General features: G+C 36.2%; 18 protein-coding genes and 1 pseudogene. 4 read left to right on the forward strand and 15 right to left on the reverse strand.

The annotated features are described in order from the left end of the window. The first annotated feature begins 269 nt into the window (after positions 1-269). From SJY09_RS13545 to SJY09_RS13555, 3 genes are all read left to right on the forward strand, one after another. Entirely contained in the window at positions 270-701 is a 432-nt protein-coding gene (locus tag SJY09_RS13545; protein WP_396636250.1) for an RpiB/LacA/LacB family sugar-phosphate isomerase, read from the forward strand. Between the two features lie 225 nt (positions 702-926). After that, on the forward strand, positions 927-1,835 hold the full coding sequence (locus SJY09_RS13550; protein WP_396636251.1) for a cation diffusion facilitator family transporter: 909 nt from the start codon (positions 927-929) through the stop codon (positions 1,833-1,835). Continuing rightward, positions 1,835-2,278, forward strand: coding sequence for a GNAT family N-acetyltransferase (locus SJY09_RS13555; RefSeq protein WP_396636252.1), 444 nt, complete (start codon positions 1,835-1,837; stop codon positions 2,276-2,278). The genes SJY09_RS13550 and SJY09_RS13555 overlap by 1 nt, the downstream gene beginning before the upstream one ends. Positions 2,279-2,414: 136 nt before the next feature. Here the strand turns inward: SJY09_RS13555 and SJY09_RS13560 are convergent, their stop codons facing one another. From SJY09_RS13560 to SJY09_RS13605, 10 genes and pseudogenes are all read right to left on the reverse strand, one after another. Further along, entirely contained in the window at positions 2,415-2,789 is a 375-nt protein-coding gene (locus tag SJY09_RS13560) for a hypothetical protein (protein ID WP_396636253.1), read from the reverse strand. A 983-nt stretch (positions 2,790-3,772) separates the two neighbouring features. Beyond that, positions 3,773-5,935 (reverse strand): prolyl oligopeptidase family serine peptidase, encoded by a 2,163-nt coding sequence (locus tag SJY09_RS13565; protein ID WP_396636254.1) that lies wholly within the window; start codon positions 5,933-5,935, stop codon positions 3,773-3,775. A gap of 703 nt (positions 5,936-6,638) precedes the next feature. After that, positions 6,639-7,262 (reverse strand): DUF6090 family protein, encoded by a 624-nt coding sequence (locus SJY09_RS13570; RefSeq protein WP_396636255.1) that lies wholly within the window; start codon positions 7,260-7,262, stop codon positions 6,639-6,641. A gap of 51 nt (positions 7,263-7,313) precedes the next feature. Then, positions 7,314-7,832, reverse strand: a complete 519-nt coding sequence (locus SJY09_RS13575) for a RidA family protein (protein ID WP_396636256.1) — start codon at positions 7,830-7,832, stop codon at positions 7,314-7,316. A 241-nt stretch (positions 7,833-8,073) separates the two neighbouring features. Further along, positions 8,074-8,901: an alpha/beta hydrolase gene (locus tag SJY09_RS13580; RefSeq protein WP_396636257.1), complete on the reverse strand. Its 828-nt coding sequence runs from the start codon at positions 8,899-8,901 to the stop codon at positions 8,074-8,076. Positions 8,902-9,565: 664 nt separating this feature from the next. Beyond that, positions 9,566-10,288, reverse strand: a pseudogene (bla, locus tag SJY09_RS13585) (subclass B1 metallo-beta-lactamase); the annotation flags it as partial. Between the two features lie 142 nt (positions 10,289-10,430). Continuing rightward, positions 10,431-11,747 carry a serine hydrolase gene (locus tag SJY09_RS13590; protein WP_396636258.1) on the reverse strand — a complete coding sequence of 439 codons (1,317 nt, stop codon included), beginning with the start codon at positions 11,745-11,747 and terminating at the stop codon, positions 10,431-10,433. A 231-nt stretch (positions 11,748-11,978) separates the two neighbouring features. Further along, on the reverse strand, positions 11,979-13,628 hold the full coding sequence (locus SJY09_RS13595) for a S41 family peptidase (protein ID WP_396636259.1): 1,650 nt from the start codon (positions 13,626-13,628) through the stop codon (positions 11,979-11,981). 41 nt (positions 13,629-13,669) lie between these two features. Then, positions 13,670-14,527 carry an IS3 family transposase gene (locus tag SJY09_RS13600; RefSeq protein WP_396636260.1) on the reverse strand — a complete coding sequence of 286 codons (858 nt, stop codon included), beginning with the start codon at positions 14,525-14,527 and terminating at the stop codon, positions 13,670-13,672. After that, positions 14,527-14,898, reverse strand: a complete 372-nt coding sequence (locus SJY09_RS13605) for a transposase (RefSeq protein WP_097046638.1) — start codon at positions 14,896-14,898, stop codon at positions 14,527-14,529. The genes SJY09_RS13600 and SJY09_RS13605 overlap by 1 nt, the downstream gene beginning before the upstream one ends. Positions 14,899-15,311: 413 nt before the next feature. Here SJY09_RS13605 and SJY09_RS13610 point away from each other — a divergent pair, with 413 nt between their 5' ends. After that, positions 15,312-16,394: an IS110 family transposase gene (locus SJY09_RS13610; protein ID WP_396636261.1), complete on the forward strand. Its 1,083-nt coding sequence runs from the start codon at positions 15,312-15,314 to the stop codon at positions 16,392-16,394. Between the two features lie 195 nt (positions 16,395-16,589). Here SJY09_RS13610 and SJY09_RS13615 read toward each other — a convergent pair whose 3' ends face one another. From SJY09_RS13615 to SJY09_RS13635, 5 genes are all read right to left on the reverse strand, one after another. Then, positions 16,590-17,144 (reverse strand): hypothetical protein, encoded by a 555-nt coding sequence (locus SJY09_RS13615; RefSeq protein ID WP_396636262.1) that lies wholly within the window; start codon positions 17,142-17,144, stop codon positions 16,590-16,592. 616 nt (positions 17,145-17,760) lie between these two features. Further along, positions 17,761-18,174, reverse strand: coding sequence for a hypothetical protein (locus tag SJY09_RS13620; RefSeq protein ID WP_396636263.1), 414 nt, complete (start codon positions 18,172-18,174; stop codon positions 17,761-17,763). 20 nt (positions 18,175-18,194) lie between these two features. Continuing rightward, positions 18,195-18,542, reverse strand: coding sequence for a hypothetical protein (locus tag SJY09_RS13625; protein ID WP_396636264.1), 348 nt, complete (start codon positions 18,540-18,542; stop codon positions 18,195-18,197). A 203-nt stretch (positions 18,543-18,745) separates the two neighbouring features. Beyond that, on the reverse strand, positions 18,746-19,264 hold the full coding sequence (locus SJY09_RS13630; protein WP_396636265.1) for a hypothetical protein: 519 nt from the start codon (positions 19,262-19,264) through the stop codon (positions 18,746-18,748). Between the two features lie 209 nt (positions 19,265-19,473). After that, positions 19,474-20,292 (reverse strand): hypothetical protein, encoded by an 819-nt coding sequence (locus SJY09_RS13635; protein WP_396636266.1) that lies wholly within the window; start codon positions 20,290-20,292, stop codon positions 19,474-19,476. Positions 20,293-20,323 lie beyond the last annotated feature (31 nt).

The raw sequence follows: 20,323 nt of genomic DNA on the forward strand, positions 1-20,323 counted from the left end.
GTAATGATTTTTTCTAATATTATTTTTAGTCTATGAACAAAATAGGTGCTAATCAAAAAAGGAGTTTCACAACCAAATTTTTTAACTGTTTTTTGTAAACAATTTTTAAAGCGGTTGTCCTACTATTTAACTTACTAATGAACAATAAGTAGGAATGGATAGCTAAAATATGTTGTGTAAGTGACGTTTTTTGTGGTGAACTCCTTGTATGTTGTACATTTGTACCAAATACTACGGTTTCCCCGACCTAATTATATAATAAGCCTACTATGAAAATAGCCATTGGTAATGATCACGCAGGTACAGAATACAAGCTTGCGATTATTGGACTTTTAAAATCCAAAAACATAGAAGTGTCCAATTATGGAACGGATGGAACGGACAGTGTGGATTATCCGGATTTTGTGCATCCTGTTGCCCAAGATATTGAATCGGAGAAAGCCGATTTTGGAATTATCATCTGCGGTAGCGGTAATGGTGCTTCCATGACCGCCAATAAACATCAGAAAGTAAGGTCTGCCCTTTGTTGGACAAAAGAGATAGTAGCATTAGCAAGACAGCATAACGATGCAAACATTTTAAGCTTACCAGCAAGATATATTTCATTACCACAAGCATTGGAAATGGTAAGAACATTCTTAGATACGGATTTTGAAGGTGGTAGGCATGAACGTAGGGTTGTTAAAATACCTTGTTCATAGTTCGTAAAGTCTAAGTCAATCATTCTTAACAAATTCTCTTTGCTTGGACCATACGCTTTTAGTGTAGTTTAATTATCTGGATGATGGGCCAGCTTAGGTTAATCATTTATTGCTACCGCAAAGGGATATTATACCCCGAGGCCAGCCTCGAAATTAAATGTTCATTTCCTACGAATGCCTCGCGGGCTTACTCTGAGGTAGTTTACTTTAATAAAATTATGTCCGGTGCATAAACATAATCACAACCATACGCATACAGAGGTAAAGGGTAGGAATCTTATTATCTCTATTATATTGAACACGGTAATTACCGTATCTCAAGTTATAGGAGGAATTATTTCTGGTAGTCTTTCGTTACTTTCTGATGCACTACACAATTTTAGTGACGTACTTTCCCTAATTGTAAGTTATGTAGCCACTATACTTTCAAAAAGAAAAGCTTCTACCAACAAGACTTTTGGTTTCAAGAGGGCAGAAATAATAGCTGCTTTTGTAAATTCTGCTACCTTAATTATTGTAGCGATTTTATTGATCAAAGAAGCTATAGTTCGTTTTATAGCACCCCAAGAAGTAGTATCGGATTTAGTTATTTGGCTTTCAATTTTAGGTATTGTAGCCAACGGAATTAGCGTTTTATTATTAAAGAAAGATGCTGATACGAATATGAACATGAAATCTGCTTACCTACATTTATTAACCGATATGATGGCCTCCGTTGCAGTGTTGGTCGGAGGTTTGTTAATGAAATTCTATAAATTTTATTGGATAGACCCCTTATTAACCTTCGCTATAGCACTATATTTAATCTACATGGGTTATGATCTATTAAAGCAATCTACTAAGGTTCTTATGCTTTTTACCCCTAATACTGTTCAGGTAGATGAAATCGTTACGACCATAAGAAAAATAGAACCCATTAAAAATGTGCACCATGTCCATATTTGGCAATTAAATGAGGATGAAATGCATTTAGAGGCGCATATAGATTTTAAAGAAGATATTAAATTATCCGAGTTTGATGTAATTTTGGACCGGATAGAAGAGGAGGTGTACCACACTTATGGAATAAACCATGTAAACATTCAACCGGAATTTGGAAAGTGTGATAGTAAACAAATAATAGTACAGGACTAATGTTGGATATTAGCGTAAAATCTTTTAACGAAATAGAGCGTGACGAGCTTTATCAACTGCTTCAACTGCGCAGCCAAGTCTTTGTGGTAGAGCAGGATTGTGTTTATCAAGACTTGGATGGCAAGGATCAAAAAGCCATTCATATCATTGGTAAGAAGGATAATAAAATTGTTGCGTATACACGGGCGTTTCCTGCAGGAGCTTATTTTGAACAGGCTAGCATAGGAAGGGTAGTGGTCTCAGAACAAGAACGCTCCTATGGTTATGGCAAAGTAATAATGGAGGCCTCCATTAAAGCTGTGGCAGAAGTTTTTAAAGAAAGCACTATTAAATTATCTGCGCAGACATATTTGAAGAAATTTTACAATTCGTTGGGCTTTAAGTCTTATGGCGAGGGATATTTAGAAGATGGCATACCACATATTGCCATGTTTAGAAACTAAAAAAGGCGCCTAAAGCGCCTTTTTTCTACTCTACAATCGATATTTATAATGCTTCGACGCTTAGTCAAAATAAATATTGACTTTCTTTCAAATGACTCGTGGGCCTTACCCGAGGTAATTTACCTGAGCAAGGCTGTTATATTTTAATGGGCTGCTTATTGCTAAGATTAATATCCTCCAACATAGCGTCAGTAAATTTGTAGTGCCCTCTGGTTGTAATTATTCTGAACCTGTTAGATTTCATTCTACTCAAGGCATCTAAAAACAACCATTTTGTTTTTAATAATCTAGGCTTTTGTGATTTAAGACTGATATCGAAAAAATATTTTCTTCCATTTTTTAGAGCTACGATATCTGGAGTAATTTTGTTGTCCGCTCCTTTTCTTAGGTATGATTTTGGAGTTTCATAGCCCTCTAAATCTGCTTTGATATTCTCAAAACCGGTAGCTTCTAAATGGTTGATAGATTTTTCTAAAAATTCCGTATTGTCTGTCTTGTCTAATTTTATCATAGCTAATAAAATAATAAAAATTAAGCCAATTGCAAATTTTAAACACTGATTAACAATGCTTTAACCTTTAGACAAGAAAAATAAAATAAGTATTCGGAAGATATTATGACAGTCGTTTATAAATGGTTTACCAGCCGTATTGTAGGCAATTGCCCTACCTTAGACCATACTCTTTTTCTTGTTCACTGATCTTCCTGAATAATAGTATACACATAGAAAAATAATAGTTACCAGTAACAGAATGAAGGAATACCGTGTGCGCAGAAAAAGAAGTTTAGCGTTACCTACAATTGAGGGTAATACGGACGAAAAACTATGCGTGTCAATGATTCACGGGTCGGGAATGGTTACTTTTAAGGTGTTTGCGAAAAATATTGTTCAAAATCTACTTTAGCCTTCGCAAGGCTCCGAAAATTCACCTTTAAAACTGATTCAGCCAGAAAAAAGCTTCTTAGAGAGGCTTAAACGATTTTGTGTTTTTAAGAATTAAGGACTTGCGCAACTGTTACCATGGTTGTGCTATCGTTATTTATTTTCTGCGCGCATTTTATCTTCTATTCCTTTGTGATATAATTCTTAACGTACTTTATGATTTTCGTTTTGCATCGCTTTTATGAGGTTAAAATTATTGATGAAATAAGGTTTGTTTAACTTAAACTCTGAGTCGTATATAAACTCTAAGTTTGGCGGACCTGTTTTTCCATCCCAAGGTTCTGCATACGTTGGTTAAAAAAATGAAGCCACTGGAAAGTACTTAATATTTTTTAGCAATAAATCGGAAATTATTTTATTAGCTCTTTCTTCTCTCTTTATTCTTTCCTCAAAGAATCGCTAATAGGTTTGATCTTTATCCTTAATATTTTCTTTGTTGTGTTTCACTATCATATACCTCAGGTGGGGCATTTGGTATATTGTTTGTTATGCGTTATTCCAACATCTGCTTAGCGCTCCTTAATGCCTTACAACATGAAACCTGTAAACACCTACTCAGACGGCACAGCTAGGTATCGGTCAAAGTATTCGATTATCTTTCCAAACAGGTAGCGATTGTAATTCCGCTCACGGCTCCATCCATGCGTGGCTCCTGGTGCAAACGCAAAGTCAAAGTCCTTACCTTGTTTGATCAGTTCCTCGGCCAACACGGCCGTCGTCTTGAATGGTACCACATGGTCCTGCATGCCGTGGATGAACAGAAGTTTATCTTCGAGATTTGCTGCATGGTTTAGCGCTTTTCTTTCGAAGACCTCAGGGTGTGTCTGTGGGCTACGAACAATCGCTACATCGTCCGTGCCAAAGAACACCGGGTCAACAGCCGCTGCTGCGGCAACACCCACCTGAAATAAGCCCGGCTTCATCAACAGCGAATAAACTGAAAGTGTGCCACCATAACTGCTACCCCAGATGCCTATGCGATTGGGATCAACATAGTCGAGAGATTCCATGTAAGCAACGGCACTTGCATAATCCTCAATATCCTCACCGGCAAATCCCAGCAAGAACTCTTCACGGAATGCCCGGCCATAACCGTTGCTTCCACGTGAATCCACCTGAACGATAATATATCCCTTCTTGACCAACAGTTGCTGAACAAGGCTGTAGTTACCGGCCCAGCGGTTTCTTGCTGTATTCGAATATACGGGTCCAAACAAAACTGGGTACTTCTTTCCAGGCTTCATGTTGTCAGGCTTCAGAATCCGAGCATGCAGCGTGTAGTCATCTATAAGACTGGGGAAACTAACGTATTCCGCACTTGCCCAGGTTCGCTCCATGAAGGCGGGCAATGGCGAGTGGGTTACTCGTGTAGCATCAGCATCTTCGCGGCTTACCACATAAAGCTCGGGCGGTGATGTGTCGTTGCTATGCATGAACACTAAGTGTCGGCCATCAGGCGAAGGGTAGCCAACGTTCTGGCCAGCAAGACGCGTCACCCGCTCGGGGTCGCCACCGGACATATTTAGACGATACACGTGTTGTTCATACGGATTAACACCATTGCCTGTAAAAAATAGTGCATCGCCAGCAATACTTGGTGCGGAAAGCACATCGTAGGAGGGATCGGTCAGGAGTTGCGGACGATTATCTCCAGCCGGTGAGGAATCAATCGTATAAAGGCCGTAGCGATCGCCCATATCGCTTAAGAAAACGACCTGCTGCCCATCCGGATGCCAGGTAGACCCAAACGAGGTATACATGCGACTCTCTCGAACACCCCGCCAAATCTCGCGCAGTTGGCTTTCTCCGGGTGCAAGGACGAACAATCTACGTTCAACCGCCGTGTCGGACGCGATATCAACCAGCAGCGCACCTTCCGGTGACCAATTAAAGTCGATGACCTGGTTGGCGTGTGGGTCTGGCAAATCGAGGTACCTATGATTACCGCTTTTTACATCGAGCAGGCCAACCTTGCGAATCTCGTTGCGATCGCCCGGGTAACTTCTGCGTATTTCGTTGGGATTCGTTTCATCAGCGAGGTAATCCGGGAACGACACCTTTCGCATCTTGCGTCTATCAACGGAGTGAAACGCGATAGTCTTGCCATCTGGGGACCACTTGTACGTTGGTCCACTCCAGATGCCTGGACCGATTTCGCGTTCCGATCGGCTGTAGCGCCCCTTCTGTAAGCTCGAGAGACTAGCGATGCCGATCTCGGTGAGCTGGCGATTCTGTTTGGAAGAGAAGTTAGCAAGCCACAGATTACCGTTCTGTATATACGTCGCTTGCTTGCCACTTGGCGATAACGACAGGTTACTCGCTCCTGCCTCGACGGGCATTAATCGGAGGTCTTGTCCTTGGCTGAGCGATGTATGCCATAATTGGTTATCTCGCAGACTGATGATTGTGTTCGCGTCTATCCAAACCATATCGCGTACTGAGGTGGATGTCGTATCGGAAATGAGGCGTACTTCCTTTCCATCGCTTGTGGATACCCAAAGGCCACGCCCGGAATTTCCTGGTTCACTCCAGCAAAAGGCGAAGTGCTCGCTGTTCGGTGCCCACGCCGGCCGGGATGGGGTTGTTCCCGTCAGTTTTGGCGTTGCGAACAGGTCATCAAGAGTGAGCTCACTCACCTGTGCTGTTACAATTGCGGGCATCGCTATTAGTAAGCCTGCCACTACCCATGTTTTCCAAAAAGAAATCTGTTGCATGTGTTTGTTTTAGAAACTGTTTAGTAAAATAATCTTACCCTACTCAAATAGCGATATTACTATTTGAGAGTGCGCTTTCTCATAGTCTTCCAAGTCGGATTTTTTGATTTTCTCATTACCCCTTACCTGGTGTATAACGCCGCGCTATTTGAAGTCCGGCGAATTTTAAGGAAATATAGCAAAATCCTATTAACAATAATATTTGAATTTGACTTCCGTTTACTCAGATATAATTGTTCGCCAAGGAGTCCGCGCTAGCGGACGTGCCCTTGTGGATTTTGCGTTATTGGGATTAAAATTAGACATACCAGATTGCATTTAGCGTCCTGATGTGTTAAGTAGTTAAGCCTTAGTGGCGATTTTGGTAGAAATATCAATTATCAAACGGATTTAGGAATCTGATAGAGCGCAGCGATGCGATGGTGTTCACTTGCTTTTGGTGCATTGCCTGCGAAGCAGCGCAAAAAAAGTACGCCGCAGGCGTATTGGACAGCATCGGTTTAGCTATGAACAGCACGGGAGCAAACTAGCGTTTACTTTCCGCCACGCACAGAGCGAAATCTTTTGGTTTTGTTCTGCTTTCGTTATTTCATTTTTCAGAACTTGTTAATTCAATTATTCGATTGATTGTTTCATTAACTTCTTTGAATTCAGATTCTAATATTATATTGCTTACAAATTTCTTTTGGAGGGTAATCATATTTTAAAACGCCAAGCTACTTAAGAAGGAATATTCAACATTGCTATCATCAAAAATATTGGCGTTATTAATTAAGTTTAGTAAAGAAATATGATTCTTGAAGTATGGTATGTAACTATCAAGAAAATAGTTTTGAAAAGATATTTTTTCTTCTTGATAATCCTTAACAAGTTCCTTCCATTTTTGTAAAAGCCCTCTTAATTCAAGATTAGATATGATTTCAAAATCAGAGGTATTGGTTAATGCGTCAATTGTTGAATTTTGGGGGTTAAATGTATAATTGTAAAATGTCTCTGTAATATAAAATGATAAAGAATCTTTATTTACTTTATCAATTTCTATTGGTACTAAGTTTAAAATCTTTGTAGCATTGGTATAGGTTTTTTGATGACCTAAAGTCACAGTATCTAATTGCGCTCTATTCAGCTGAAATTGCTTATTAATGTTTTCAATATAATTGGCTTCTTTCTTCTTTTCGATTCGATTGCTATTCCAATTATTAACTTGAAAAGCAAGAAGAATACCAATCATAACAAGGACTATCTCTCCGATAGCATATTTAAAGTACTTTCCGGTTTTACCTTTTGAAAGTAAATCTTGTCTAATTTTTCGAAAGAATTTTATCATTGGTTAGCGGTTGGTTGTAATGAATCACAGGTTGTTGTGCTTTCGTACTTTTTATTCCGATTTATGTACTTCAAGTTCAATTTCAACCATAAATTCAGGTAATGCCAATCCCTGTACTTCAAGCCAAGAACCGGTCGGAAATCCATTTTTATAAATCTCGGCACGATATGCCGATTTTTGAAGCATTTGAGCCATATCGGTTGTGAAAATGTCTTCTTTTACCACATCGTCAAATGTGCAACCAAAGTGCTTTAATATTTTTTCCAAATCCGCGTAACAATTTTTCATTTGCTGTTCTATATCGCCAATTGCGGTTGGATTTCCTTCTTCGTCCATACTAACAGCTCCAGAAATTTTTATATTATTTCCAATTTTTACTGCGTGAGAATATCCATAAGCTTTTTCAACCTCTGGCCGTAAGAGAAAATATTCAGGTTTTTCAGATGCAGCTATTACTTCTTTTTCAACCTCTTTTGTTTCTTCCTTTTGTTTTTGTTCACAACTCTGTAATCCAAAAGCCAATGCAAAAAGTGTAACGAGTAAAGTCAGTCGGTCGGTTGTTCTTTTCATAATTCTGATTGTTTAGTGCCTACTTTGGTCGGGTTTTCGGCTTTCCCGCTTTATATTGATTTTTGTTTTTGGTATCGGTCTTGTATATGGCTCGTAGCGTGGAAATTAAAGATTATTTTTCGGTTGAGCACAAGCCAAATTTTTAAATTTGACGAACTTGCAAATATGCCTTAACTTCAATTAAGCAATTAATTAGCTATGAGTTATATACGGTTACCAAACGTATTTTTCTACAATAGTATCAATTCTCTTGATTAATGTAGATTAAACCTTCGTACAAAGCTATTAATGGTACAGAGCGATGGTTTTCCTTGTCAAAATACTTTATTTCGACATTTAGAGGTTCTTCCGATTTCTTTGTGATTAATTCATAGAGATAGTCGTGTCTTTTTTTATTCCGCTCGTAACTAGCCTCTCCTTGATTGGCAGTAGCTATATAAAGTTTTTTATTCAATGATATTGATGAAATAGAATCAACTTTGTTTTTCATCATCGTTTCACTCCACCAAATACTTGGGTCTATAGAAACGTAAGCATTGAAAACGCTATTTTTATCCATATAAGAATTTAATGTAAGTAGACCTCCTAAAGAATGTCCAACGAGAGTTCTAGACGGTTCTGTTCTATAATTTTCATCAACATATGGTATTAGCTCTTTTTCGATGAAATTCAAAAAATTCCTTCCACCTCCCATAGTATTTGGTCGTTTCGTCTTAATTTTTGTAAGGGTAAAATCTCGTTCACGGTCAATATTTTCTATGGCTATAATAATATTTTCTGGCATTAAATTGTTTCGGTTTCTATTGGAACTCATAAAATGTACTATTCCAGATGCTGTTTTAAAATGAGTATATCCATCCAATAATATGATAATTGGATATTTTTTCGCCACTTCAGTTGAATCATTATATGAATCAGGAATACTTATTAAACAAGTTCTTTCTTCATTTAAAATACTAGATTTAATAATGAACTGACTTCCAATTATAATATCCGTTTTATTTTGTCCGAACGTCGTTTGTGCTCCGAAAAGAAGAATACATAAAATTACAAATGTAAAAGTTCTCATAGTTTGCTTTATATGTTTCCGTACTTTCTTTTTAGTGATTAAACCGCTATTGTTTTTATACATTGTTGCCCACAGTTAATTATTTTATTTCATAATTTCCATTGGCCCATTGTATTGTCGGTTCAATCCATTCCATTAATGGTTTGAATAAAAATCCGTGTCCCATTCCTGTATTTAACTCAATTTCTTTAAAATTCTCAATCTTACAAGTCGAGCTTTCTTTTCTTTTAATTGCTGAAACTCCATATGGGTCTGATTTTTCAAAAATATTCAAGATGTTTCCACAATAGTTGATTTCGGGAATATTTTGGATGTCGTTTTCCTGAAAACTTGCAATAAAAACAAAATTCAATTCAGGATTATTGGCTAAAGTAGAAACATATTGAGCAATATATCCACCTTTCGATTTTCCAACTACTGTTATTTTATTTGGCTTTACTCCAATTGTAATTAAGCTGTCGATTTGATAAACTATTCCTTGTGCATATTCACTAGCATTTACATTCCCTTTTCGTTTTTCACTAATTACATTTAGTCCGCTTATTTCAAATTCTGATAAAATTTCCTTGTATTCTGTTCGCCCAAAATCAGGATGAGATTCCTCTAATTCGTGAGTTTCTAAATATCGATTGTGAAGAAAGAAAACAAATCGTTCATTATAAACTTTGAATTGGTTAAAGGTATATTCCAAAAGCTCTGTTCCTCCATTTTTTCCGTGTCCTGGAATTACGTTTTCTATTTCTAGAAATTCACTCTTTACTTTTTCAACGGTTTTTGACCAATCTTCCGTGTTTGCATCTGCAAGATTACCTTTTGATGCATTTAACGATTTGACTAAACAACCGCCAAACAAGGTTTTTTCACTCGGGACATAACCGACAATATTATCTTTTGTGTGTCCTTGTCCGAAATATTTTGCAAAAACAACTTCATTTTCTATTAGAAATTTATGCTCTTTGTCAAAACCTTTTTGTGGTAATGTTTCTCTGTTATCTTCTTTCGCAAGTTCAATGGTTTGATTTGTTGAGAAAGATTTAACTCCGTTTGAGTGAAATTCATTTAATCCGCCTAAACAATCTTCGTGAAAATGAGTAACGACAACAGCCTTAATGTTTTTATCTCCAATCCAATTAATTAATTCAGATGATGCTTTGTTGTTAGTTGGTGTGTCAAAAATTATGGCTTCATTACCATTAATGTAAATCAATCCATTGCAAGGGTATTTTCCATAACTTTTAGTATTTAAATATGAAATGTGTTGAAAAACCTTATCATTAATTTGCTGGATTTCTAAAACTTCAGATTTGTAATTCTCATAAACCTGTTTATTTGGTTTGCAAGAACTAAAAATTAAAGTGATAATTAATATTTGTAGCAGGTATTTCATAATTGTTTACAACGATTTCGTGTATGAATAATAGTGAATTTCTACTCACGAACCTTTCGGTTTTGCACTGACCTCTGTTTTATGTTTATACTTTCGTTTTAGCACTTAAACCGCTATTGCTTATAGACATTGTTGTAGTGCGTTATTTCTTAATTCCTTTCAATTTAACTCCTTTCCAACCCATTAAAACATTGAAACTACCATTTTCATTATCAACAAATTCAAACGATTCAGGTTCTTTAGGGTCGTCAAAGAAAGTATTTTCTGATTCCGCTTTTAAAGTGGCTATCTTCTCTCCGTCTTGATAAACCACCAAATTTTCATTCTCTACTTTAAAAGTCAATTCCAAATTACCCATATCTGCAAATGAATATGTTCCTGCATATCTCTTTAAATTGTCAGAGGATAATTTGATAGATTTTCTATTCAACTCTTTCGGTACATCGTATGGTTTGTTTTCCAATATTTTGGCAAAATCTTCCACCGTTTTCTGAAAAGGAACTTCTTCATAATTCGCTAAAAAAATGAAATTGTAATTATATTCAAGATTTGCATATATCTCAACTCTTATTCCGTCTGAACCACCACTTTTTTCAATGACATCAGATTTATTTTGTAGTAACGATGCATAAGGTTCATTTTTTATATGGTTCAAAAACTTATTTAAGTCAGAAGCAGTTGAAAATATTCTTGCAGTCTTGAGTTCATCTGATAATATATTATTTACTTGAACAATAACGCTATCATCCTTTTCGTGATTCTTTGCTAAATTTTTGAGATTTTTTTCTTTTAGGTAAAAATGAGCTCCTGAATTTTTCATTCCCAAAGGTTGGAATACTTCGTCTGCCAAACATTGGGCAAAAGTTTTGTTAGAAACTTCTTGAATGACAAAATAAACAAGTTCATAAGCCACATTAGAATATTGTTTTTCTGTTCCTGGTTCGAAAAGTAGTTTTTGCTTTTTGGCGTACTCTATTATCTGTTCTGATGACAAGTTGATTTTATCTTCTTTAACACGCTCTAAACTTCTTGGAAGTCCTGATGTGTGGTTGAGCAACATTTCTATGGCTATTTTGTCGCCGTTAGGAAAGTCTGGAATGAATTTGTTGATAGATTCACTTTTTTCAATTTCACCCTCAATCTCAAATTTTTCAATCAAGTAATGAGCCATTAACTTGGAAACAGAATGAATATCAAATTGACTTTCAGTTGTTACATACGTAGTACTACTTTTATCCTGATTTAAATTATATGCCTTGTTAATGATTATAGAGTCATTTTTAGAACCAAACACAACTCCATTGAATTTCCCAATTTTATTAAGTGCTGAGAAGTACTCATCTACTTTTTTATTTAGTTTTTCGGTTTGATGTGATGAATCAACTTCTATTTTTTTACCCTCATTTTTGCAAGACATTAGAAGAATTGGTAGAAAAAGTATGGTTAAAATTTGTCTCATTATTTTATTTGGTTCCAATGCACTACAACGGTCACGGCTATGGCAAGTAGGGCAGGCAAGGAAACTTTTCGTTTCCGTCTGGTCTGCTAGCCAGAGCTTTTTGTTTTGTAATTATTTTTCTTTTTTAATTACCAAATCCAAAAGATTTGGCGGACTTAGTAAACAAGCCCAAGCCTTTAAAAATAGCACTTTATGCCCTATTTGCTATAGGCATTGTTGGCAACAGTATTTTTATTCATTGATAAACTTAATTGCCCTTTCTAGTATTTCGTCTTTTCCTGCAAGAATTCCGTCAATCGTTGGTTCTACATGAATGTCAATTTTCACTCCTTTTCTTTGAGTCTCAGTTCCATCTGGATAAAATATACCCACACCACTTATTTGTGTTTTAAATCCACCAACCATGTTGAATACAACTACATTTCCATCTGCTCCAGAAGTTTGACTACCTATTGTGGTAACATTGTCTCCTGTCTGAAGGCATTTAGCTGTATATTCAAGTTGACTTTGACTATTTTCATTAACTAATAAAATTACTTTTTTAAAGTATTTTAGTTCATCATTTCCACTCTTGTAAGGTTCTGTCCAAATAAATTTGCCAGGATAATCAAGGTCAGCGTATGTTGCTTTATAAAATTCTCTTTCTTTAGATGTTATATAATTTGCGAAATAAAAGGGCGTAAAAGGTTTATGATTTCTAATATCAAATATTATGGCTTTTGTGTTTTTTAGAGTTTCCATTATTTCAGGAATTTCTTCAACTTCTTTAACCAGTCCTATGTTGATATACCCGATATTGTTTTCTATTATTTCGAAGCTTTTAGGTTCAACTTCCTCCTTATAATGGAACTGGTTAAACGGATATCTTTTTACTGATTTTATAGAGGTATTACCATTTCTAGTAATTTCTATTTTTAAAGAATCCGTTGTACCGTTTAGAGTGTAATAACGAGCATTGAATTTCCTTCTTGAAACATTTGAAGCGTTAATATATTTTTCCTGCTCTTCCAATATTGTTGCAATCTCTTTTTCATTTGCTTTTGTTATTATATCTCCAATTTGGAAATCGTTTAATCTTGCCAAAGAATCGTTATAAAAACCTGTAATTATTGCTTTACTATCTATTACTTTAAAATCTACTGGAAGATAATACCGACCAAAAAAAGAGTATGTTTCTTTGTTAAAAAATGTTGCATGGCTATCATCGCAACTAACGATTAATTCCAACATTGCGAGATGTAAGTCTAGTTCAGATTTGGTATTTAAAAATTTTGGAATCATTTTGTTTAAAATGATATCCCAACCCGTATCTGTTTGATATTTAGCAGGAAAAAAGTATTCAACAATATTCCAATAACGAAATAATGAGAGTAATCTTAAATTTTCTTCTTGCCAGTCAAAACCTTTATAATCCAATTCGTTATCAATGTATATGGATTTAGGTTCTCCTTTATAATATTTTACATAATGTTTTTTCCCTTGATGTCTATTTCTTTCTATATATTTCAGTTTTTCTGATAGTTCGGTTGTAAATATTTGCCTATTATTTATCCAGCTTAAGTTGAAATTTTTATCGAAATATTCAACGTTATTTTTCACATCACACTTTTTGCAAGGCTTAATTTCTCCTAGACTTTTAATCCAGTCAAGATAGACTTGCGATAACTCTTTATTATTTGCTACTGCTTTAACTTTTGGGAGAATTTTAAATAATTCTTCATCCCAGTTGTATTTACCGTCAGCTACCTCGGGATGATAGTATTTAAGAAATCCCCAAACCTTACCTGTAAACGCAAATTTTTCCGTTTCGGATAAGTTATTTTGAGCAAAAATGTTGCTACTTAATAGAAAGGTGAAAAGAATTAAAATCGTTTTTTTCATATGTCACGTCCTAAAATACGGCTACAGATTAATAATTAGTTTTAAGCGGCATATTGATGCACGTAATTAGGTGTTTTATAGTCTAAAGATAAATGTAATCGTTTAGTGTTGTACAATTTGATTGCATTTTTAGCGGCCTTTTTAGCATGTATTACGCTGGTAAAGGTCTGGTCTAGATAGAATTCATCTTTTAGGATTCCGTTGACCCTTTCCGCCATTGCGTTCTCATAGCAATGATTTTCCTCCGTCATACTGATTTCTATTTTCTTTCTTTTTAGAATCCGGGTATATACGTTGCTACAGTATTGAATTCCCCTGTCCGAGTGATGAACCAGTCGCTTGGTATCCTTGGCATTGTAAATAGCTTTGTTCAGAGCCCTTACACAACCTTTGAGTTCAAGACTGTCACTAAGGTCGAAGCCTACTATTTTTCTTGAGTACATGTCGGTTATGAGTGCCAGATAGCAGAATCCTTTTACGGTTCTGATATAGGTGATATCGGAAGCCCAGACTTGATTGGGCCTTTCAATTTTCAGGTTTTTTATGATGTTTCCATATTTATAGAATCTATGATGCGAGTTAGTTGTTCTAGAGGAGTACTTCTTTCTCTTTATTAGCAGTTCGTTCTCCCTTAAGATACGGAATAGCTGGTCCCTACCTATTTTCAGTTGTTGCTTTTGAAAGTCTACGTGTAATGACTTCATGAGTTTCCTGGTACCTTCCCTTGGTAGGGTCTTTCTACTTTTCCGGACAAGCTGGACAACATCGTTTTCTACTTGTTTTCGGATAACGAACCGTTTTTGGAATTTGTAATAGGCATCTCTTTTAAGGGAGAAGGCATCACAGATAGCTTCTATGGTGAAGCTTCTGTCCTTTCTGTTTTTAGGTGCTGTTTTCATTAGGGCTTGATGTTTAAGTTTTTTTTTAATTCTTCAACATCTTTATAGCCCAGGTTCTCGGCAGCTACCTCCAGATAGCTGTCGGTAACCAGTTTATCCAAGTCCTTTTTAATCAACAGATCCTTGAGTTGCTTTAGCTCTTTCTGAAGAGCTTTGATACGGGTAAATTCATCGTCTGTTTGCACGGTTACACGGGTGTTCATTAAATCTTTACGATCATACTTCTTTATCCATACATTGATAGTACTGGATTGTATCCCGTAAGTTAATGCAATTTGTCTTTTGGAATGGTTTCCTTTGGTAAGTTCTGCGAGAATCTTAAGTTTAAAGCTTTCGCTATAACGTCTCACATATCCATCATTTTTATACATATACAGTTGTTTTTTTGTATACATATTTCAGGACGGGTCATAATTACTGCCAACGGTTCGGCTCGTATGTTTGTTTCTTAGGTTGAAGATAAGATATTTAGGATAATCCATTAGCTTAAAGGGAAGTGTGGTTTCGTGTTTCGGCCAGATACTTAAAATGGATATCGTTGCTTAGGTCTACACACTTCCCAAGCTAATGTTTTAAAACATTAGCTTGGGAAGTGAACAAAAGCTAGAATAGAAGGGACAGAGAGGTCTCGGCTAGATACACTTAAGGTGATATCGTTTCATAGAAATCCCGCCCTTCTATAGTTTTCTTGGAATCCGGACAGTACCTAGACCCTATTTTACAGAGGTCGAATCAAATGCGAGCAAGGATGATAAAGAAGGTTATAGCTTAAAAAAATAATGTTATGGAAAAGCGCTTAAAACAATGTTTGGGTATTGATGTCTCTAAACTAAACTTATCATTATCCCTAGGTTTTCTGACCGATAAGCTGAACAAAGAATTCATATCACATCCAGATGTGCCCAATGATCTGTCAGGTTATAAAGAGCTTTTGAAATGGTTAAGGAAATCGGTGGATGCTAGCGTTGAGCTTTTAGTGGTTATGGAAGCCACGGGAGTTTACCATCAGGGTATCGCCCATTATCTGCATTCCAAAGGTTATTCGGTTTGTGTAATGCAGTCGGGCAGGGTGAAGAGTTATGCCCGTAGTCTTGACCAACGCTCAAAGACAGATGCGCTGGATAGTAAAATGCTCGGTATGCTCGGTATGCTCGGTCTGGAAAGGTCTATTCGTTTATGGGAGCCACCCAGTGAAGAACTTCAACGCTTAAAAGCATTGAGCAGGGAACGTAGTTCTTTGTTAAAGGATAGGACAATAGAGAACAATCGTCAGGGAGCAATTTCGTCGAGTGTTTATAGGAATGCCAAAGCCCTTAAAAGGCATAAGAACAGGCTGAAACTTATCAATGGTCAAATAGGATCTATAGAAGAAGAAATGCAGGACCTGATATCCAAAAACAAAGTACTGCGGAACAAGATAGGCTTTATGATGAGTATACCTGGTATTTCATTTATATCCGCAGCTACCGTTATAGGAGAGACCTTGGGTTTTGCTTCTATCGTAAACGCGAAACAACTGACCAGCTACGCCGGTTACGATGTTGTCTTGCGAGAGTCGGGGAACTTCAAGGGCAAAACAAGGATCAGCAAAAAGGGTAACAGCCATATTCGTGCCGTTCTACATATGCCTTCGATGACCTGTGTGCGTTGTAATCCAACATTGAAACAATTCTATAACCGACTTAAGCCAAAGAAAGCAAAGCCACTGGTGGCCTTAATAGCGGTTCAGAGAAAGCTGTTGATATTAATGTACACCCTATGGAAAAACGAAGAATTCTATGATGCGGATTTTGAAACTAAAAAGCAGCAAAAGCGTGAAGCCCTTGCTGCGCAGGATAACAACTTGATTGCTCAACTTGTTTCCTAATATTTTAAAGAAAAAGCTTGCTTTTTAACACAGTACCTATGATTAGTGCGGGGCGGAAATCCAGCGGATTTCCTGTCTCACGCTAAGCAAAAGCTTTGGGTTTTGTTTTGTTTTTTTCTTGCACGAAGCAAAATCCCAAAGATTTTGCGACATTATAAATATACACAGACCTTTGCGTAAAGACCGAAGTCCGTATTAATTATAGGTATTGTTACCAGCAGTTTTTATTTTTTCTTCAATCCGCTTTAAAATAATAACGAATTTTTCAAATTGTTTTATATTTTCAATTCCGTACTCAGGAGTCAATATAATCCAATCCGTTTCTTTCGATTTAGTTTCGATATATACTCTTTCGTTTAATAAATTTTCTATCAATATTTTATCGGTTGCGAGTTTTTTTAACAAGGTTTTATCGCCTCCAAACCAAAATTGTTTTCTAAGTGGCGGTGGAATGAAATCTCGTCTTTTAGGCATAATAAAATCAAGAAAATCGTTCCAAAGGTCTTTTGGGAAAATTGTCAATTCAGTATTGTAAATTTTGTCCAAATATAGTATTACTCGGAGAGGTTCGGTAACAGGCATAGCCCCACCAACTTCATTTGAATTGAGGCTGATTTTTGTTCCATCTATTTCCAGGATTCCTTTTTTAGGTTGATATATGTTTTGTCCATTCGGAGTGGACACTTTTTTAGTCCGTTCCTCCGCGTAATTCCCTCCGTATTTTTTCGATATTTCTTCAATGATGTTCATTTACAAAGGTTTTTGCAAATTGCTGGTAACGGTTTGGGTATTTGTATCGTTCGTCGTAGACGTATGATATCAATACCCTTGTTGTGTGCAGTAAATATAGCGCATTGCCATGAAGCCTTCAAATGGCATATGCGCCCCTGTTTACGGAGTCACTTCTCTTCAACGGTATAATGGGAACGACCGGACCATTGCTTTTTTGAGGGGGCCTTTCCAATGGAATATATACCCGTATATGTTAGCGTTGGGTAAGGGTCAAGGTCACGGGAACGAAAAAAAAGATGCCGGAAAACTTGATTTTCCGAAAAAAATCAACTTCCTTCAAACAAGTTTTTATACGAAACCTCGTATTTGATAGTGTAACTCTCATACGATTCATCGAAAAACTTGATCTCCTGGAACTCCAGGGTCCAACATCCTTTTTTACCTTCTCCTTAAAAAGACCTTAGCAAAAGAACAATGACCTTTCCCAAGAGAAGTTATTGCACAGCAACGTGTTTGTGTATGATTTCGTTGCGTGTTTCAGCAACTAATTTAGCAAATACAAACCGAATAGAAAATCCGCGAGGGTTTTCGTAAGTAGGCGAGTACTAGCAATGAATTATACACGGTGTTGTGGTTAGTTTTTTTCAGTTATAGGAATTCCATAAGGACCATTTTCAGATGTTGATTTTGAGTAAGATTTTCGGTTTTTTAAATCCATAATCAGAAAATCAATTCCGTTTAGTTTTATACTTATTTCGTTTCCGTTCCAATCAATTTCTATGTCCTTATTTTCAATTTCTCGTTGGATAGAGAATTCATTCGAATACCTTTTCATTAATGGCGCAGAAATAGCATTATTGATATAGTCTTTTATTTCTTTACTTGACTCAACAAGAGTTCCACGAGAACATATAAATCCGTCAAATTCAATTCCGGTACTTTCCTCCGAATGTTTCAAGACATAAGCCCAAACAGAATGGTCATCTCCTTCGACAATGACCTCTCGATTTTGTTCTTCATTTATTTTAGATAAATAGATTTCGTTCATTTAAGACTTTTTGATTTGTTTTACCATAAATGTGGTTTTGCAAAATAAAGCCAACTACACCATAAAGTCCATAAGCAACTGAATAAAATTCCGATTATGAAAAATACCATTCGGAACCTTTTAATTCCGACTTTGTTTTTCAGATAATACCAGTCAAATAATTCCAATAATATTCCTAATGAATAAAAAATATTTGCTCCAATTCCCCAAATAATAATTCCAATTGTGTCGTCTATTGTCCAAGAGTATTCTCCTCTTGAAAGTCCATCGTAAATTCCAAAAATTCCGAAAAGTCCAACAGCAATATTATAAATCCATCTTTTGGATTCCCACCATTTTATGTTCGATTTTAATTGTTCTATCGTCATTTTCTTAAATTAACCACAACGTCTCGGCTAAGCGTAGTGCGGTAGTAAGGAAACTTTTCGTTTCCGTCTGCGCACGAAGCTAAAGCTTATTGTTTAGTTTTATTTTTTCTTGTCCAAAGCTAAATCCATAAGATTTAGCGACTTTATAAATATACACAGACCTTTTGGTTTCGCCCTAAAGTCCGCATTACATTTAGGCATTGTTAGCTGCTGGCTTTTACTGTGTAGTCTCTTCGTTTTCTTAAAGCTGCTATTTCATTCGCTAAATCTATTCTAAACATTCCATTTAAAATTTCTGCGTCAGGTATTTTTTCCAATTCCATTTTGGCTCCATATTCATCGAGCTCTTTAGATTCGGAGGTAGGTGCAAATGGATTGTCGAACGCTCTACTAAGCCCACAGCTATTTAATTTGAAAAATCCGTTTTCCATTCTCCCATAAAATAGCCATGTTCCTTCTTCCTCAACATAAGGATAGCAATATTTCCAATTTTGTCCAATATATACGTTTCCCTGTAAGTCTCCGCCGTCTAGCGATTCCATTACGATTATTTTATATGTCAAATCCTCTTTTACTTCTGTAACTTTTCCAACAAAAATACATTCTGAATTTTCAACTTCGCGCTTTTGCATTTCGGCGAGCTTTCTAAATGGACAGGAACAGGCGTACGTAATTTCGACAACTAAAAGAATCAGAATTAAAATGAGATGAGATTTCTTCATAAAAAATGGATTTTTCAGCTTTCAGCTTGCAGCTAACGGCTGGGCTAAGCGTAGTGCGGGGGCAAGGAAACTTTTCGTTTCCGTCTGCGCACGAAGCTAAAGCTTATTGTTTAGTTTTATTTTTCTTGTCCAAAGCTAAATCCATAAGATTTAGCGACATCATAAATATACACAGACCTTTCGATTTAGCCCTGAAGTCCGCATTACGTTTAGGCTTTGTTAGGCACAGTCTTTTTCTGTTTCTTGCTCAGTTCACGAATATGACGCTTTTCTAACCGTCCAACTTTTTTGTCTCTTTTTAGCATATCATTTTGTGTCAAATAATGTATTGCTAGAAATATTTGAACATTTCTATCATTTAAATCCCACTCTTGGGGGTGTTCAATTATACTGATGGAAATTAAATTGATATTACTAAACCCACCAATGAATTCAAGCTTATCTGCATAATATTCTAAAAACTTGTTTGATTTGCCTAATGCTTTAACGAAATCAATTACAATTGGATTGTAGCTAAAGACAATCGATTTGTATTCATATTTCGGTTTACTTGCTAAATAAGTTGAATTGGAAATCCACCATATTTTGTTGAATGTAGAGTCTGATATTTTAGAGTATAATTTTTTCTGTTTTCTCCAACTGATTTTTTTGCCAATATATTTATATTCCCAGTCATTTAATTTTGGTAAGGCGCTAGTTATACAAACTCCAAATTTTGTGCTGTCCGTAGTTCCGCAAAATTCAGATTGAAAAAAGTCCGTAATCAGATTCAAGTCCTTAATTTCAGAATCAGAGAAATAGGTTTTCAAGTCCATTTTAGAGCTCTGTCCAAGACAAGTCCCAAATATTAAAAGCATGAACCAGAGTAAAGAGAATTTCATTGGTTTTAGATTGTGCCTAACGGTTAGGCTATGATTAGTGCGGCGCAGAAATCCGACGGATTTCCAGCTACGCGCTAAGCAAAAGCTTTTGGTTTTGTTTTTTCTTTTTTGTTCGAAAGCAAAATCCCAAAGATTTTGCGACTTCATAAATATACACAGACCTCGGCGTAAAAACCGA

It is taken from the genome of Maribacter sp. R77961 (assembly GCF_044594925.1).
In the GTDB taxonomy this organism is placed as follows: domain Bacteria; phylum Bacteroidota; class Bacteroidia; order Flavobacteriales; family Flavobacteriaceae; genus Maribacter.

Coding starts and splice junctions, on each gene's coding strand:
- SJY09_RS13545 (WP_396636250.1), top strand. CDS start 270: ATGAAAATAGCCATTGGTAATGATCACGCAGGTACAGAATACAAGCTT.
- SJY09_RS13555 (WP_396636252.1), top strand. CDS start 1,835: ATGTTGGATATTAGCGTAAAATCTTTTAACGAAATAGAGCGTGACGAG.
- SJY09_RS13560 (WP_396636253.1), bottom strand. CDS start 2,789: ATGATAAAATTAGACAAGACAGACAATACGGAATTTTTAGAAAAATCT.
- SJY09_RS13565 (WP_396636254.1), bottom strand. CDS start 5,935: ATGCAACAGATTTCTTTTTGGAAAACATGGGTAGTGGCAGGCTTACTA.
- SJY09_RS13570 (WP_396636255.1), bottom strand. CDS start 7,262: ATGATAAAATTCTTTCGAAAAATTAGACAAGATTTACTTTCAAAAGGT.
- SJY09_RS13575 (WP_396636256.1), bottom strand. CDS start 7,832: ATGAAAAGAACAACCGACCGACTGACTTTACTCGTTACACTTTTTGCA.
- SJY09_RS13580 (WP_396636257.1), bottom strand. CDS start 8,901: ATGAGAACTTTTACATTTGTAATTTTATGTATTCTTCTTTTCGGAGCA.
- SJY09_RS13590 (WP_396636258.1), bottom strand. CDS start 11,747: ATGAGACAAATTTTAACCATACTTTTTCTACCAATTCTTCTAATGTCT.
- SJY09_RS13595 (WP_396636259.1), bottom strand. CDS start 13,628: ATGAAAAAAACGATTTTAATTCTTTTCACCTTTCTATTAAGTAGCAAC.
- SJY09_RS13600 (WP_396636260.1), bottom strand. CDS start 14,527: ATGAAAACAGCACCTAAAAACAGAAAGGACAGAAGCTTCACCATAGAA.
- SJY09_RS13605 (WP_097046638.1), bottom strand. CDS start 14,898: ATGTATAAAAATGATGGATATGTGAGACGTTATAGCGAAAGCTTTAAA.
- SJY09_RS13610 (WP_396636261.1), top strand. CDS start 15,312: ATGGAAAAGCGCTTAAAACAATGTTTGGGTATTGATGTCTCTAAACTA.
- SJY09_RS13615 (WP_396636262.1), bottom strand. CDS start 17,144: ATGAACATCATTGAAGAAATATCGAAAAAATACGGAGGGAATTACGCG.
- SJY09_RS13620 (WP_396636263.1), bottom strand. CDS start 18,174: ATGAACGAAATCTATTTATCTAAAATAAATGAAGAACAAAATCGAGAG.
- SJY09_RS13625 (WP_396636264.1), bottom strand. CDS start 18,542: ATGACGATAGAACAATTAAAATCGAACATAAAATGGTGGGAATCCAAA.
- SJY09_RS13630 (WP_396636265.1), bottom strand. CDS start 19,264: ATGAAGAAATCTCATCTCATTTTAATTCTGATTCTTTTAGTTGTCGAA.
- SJY09_RS13635 (WP_396636266.1), bottom strand. CDS start 20,292: ATGAAGTCGCAAAATCTTTGGGATTTTGCTTTCGAACAAAAAAGAAAA.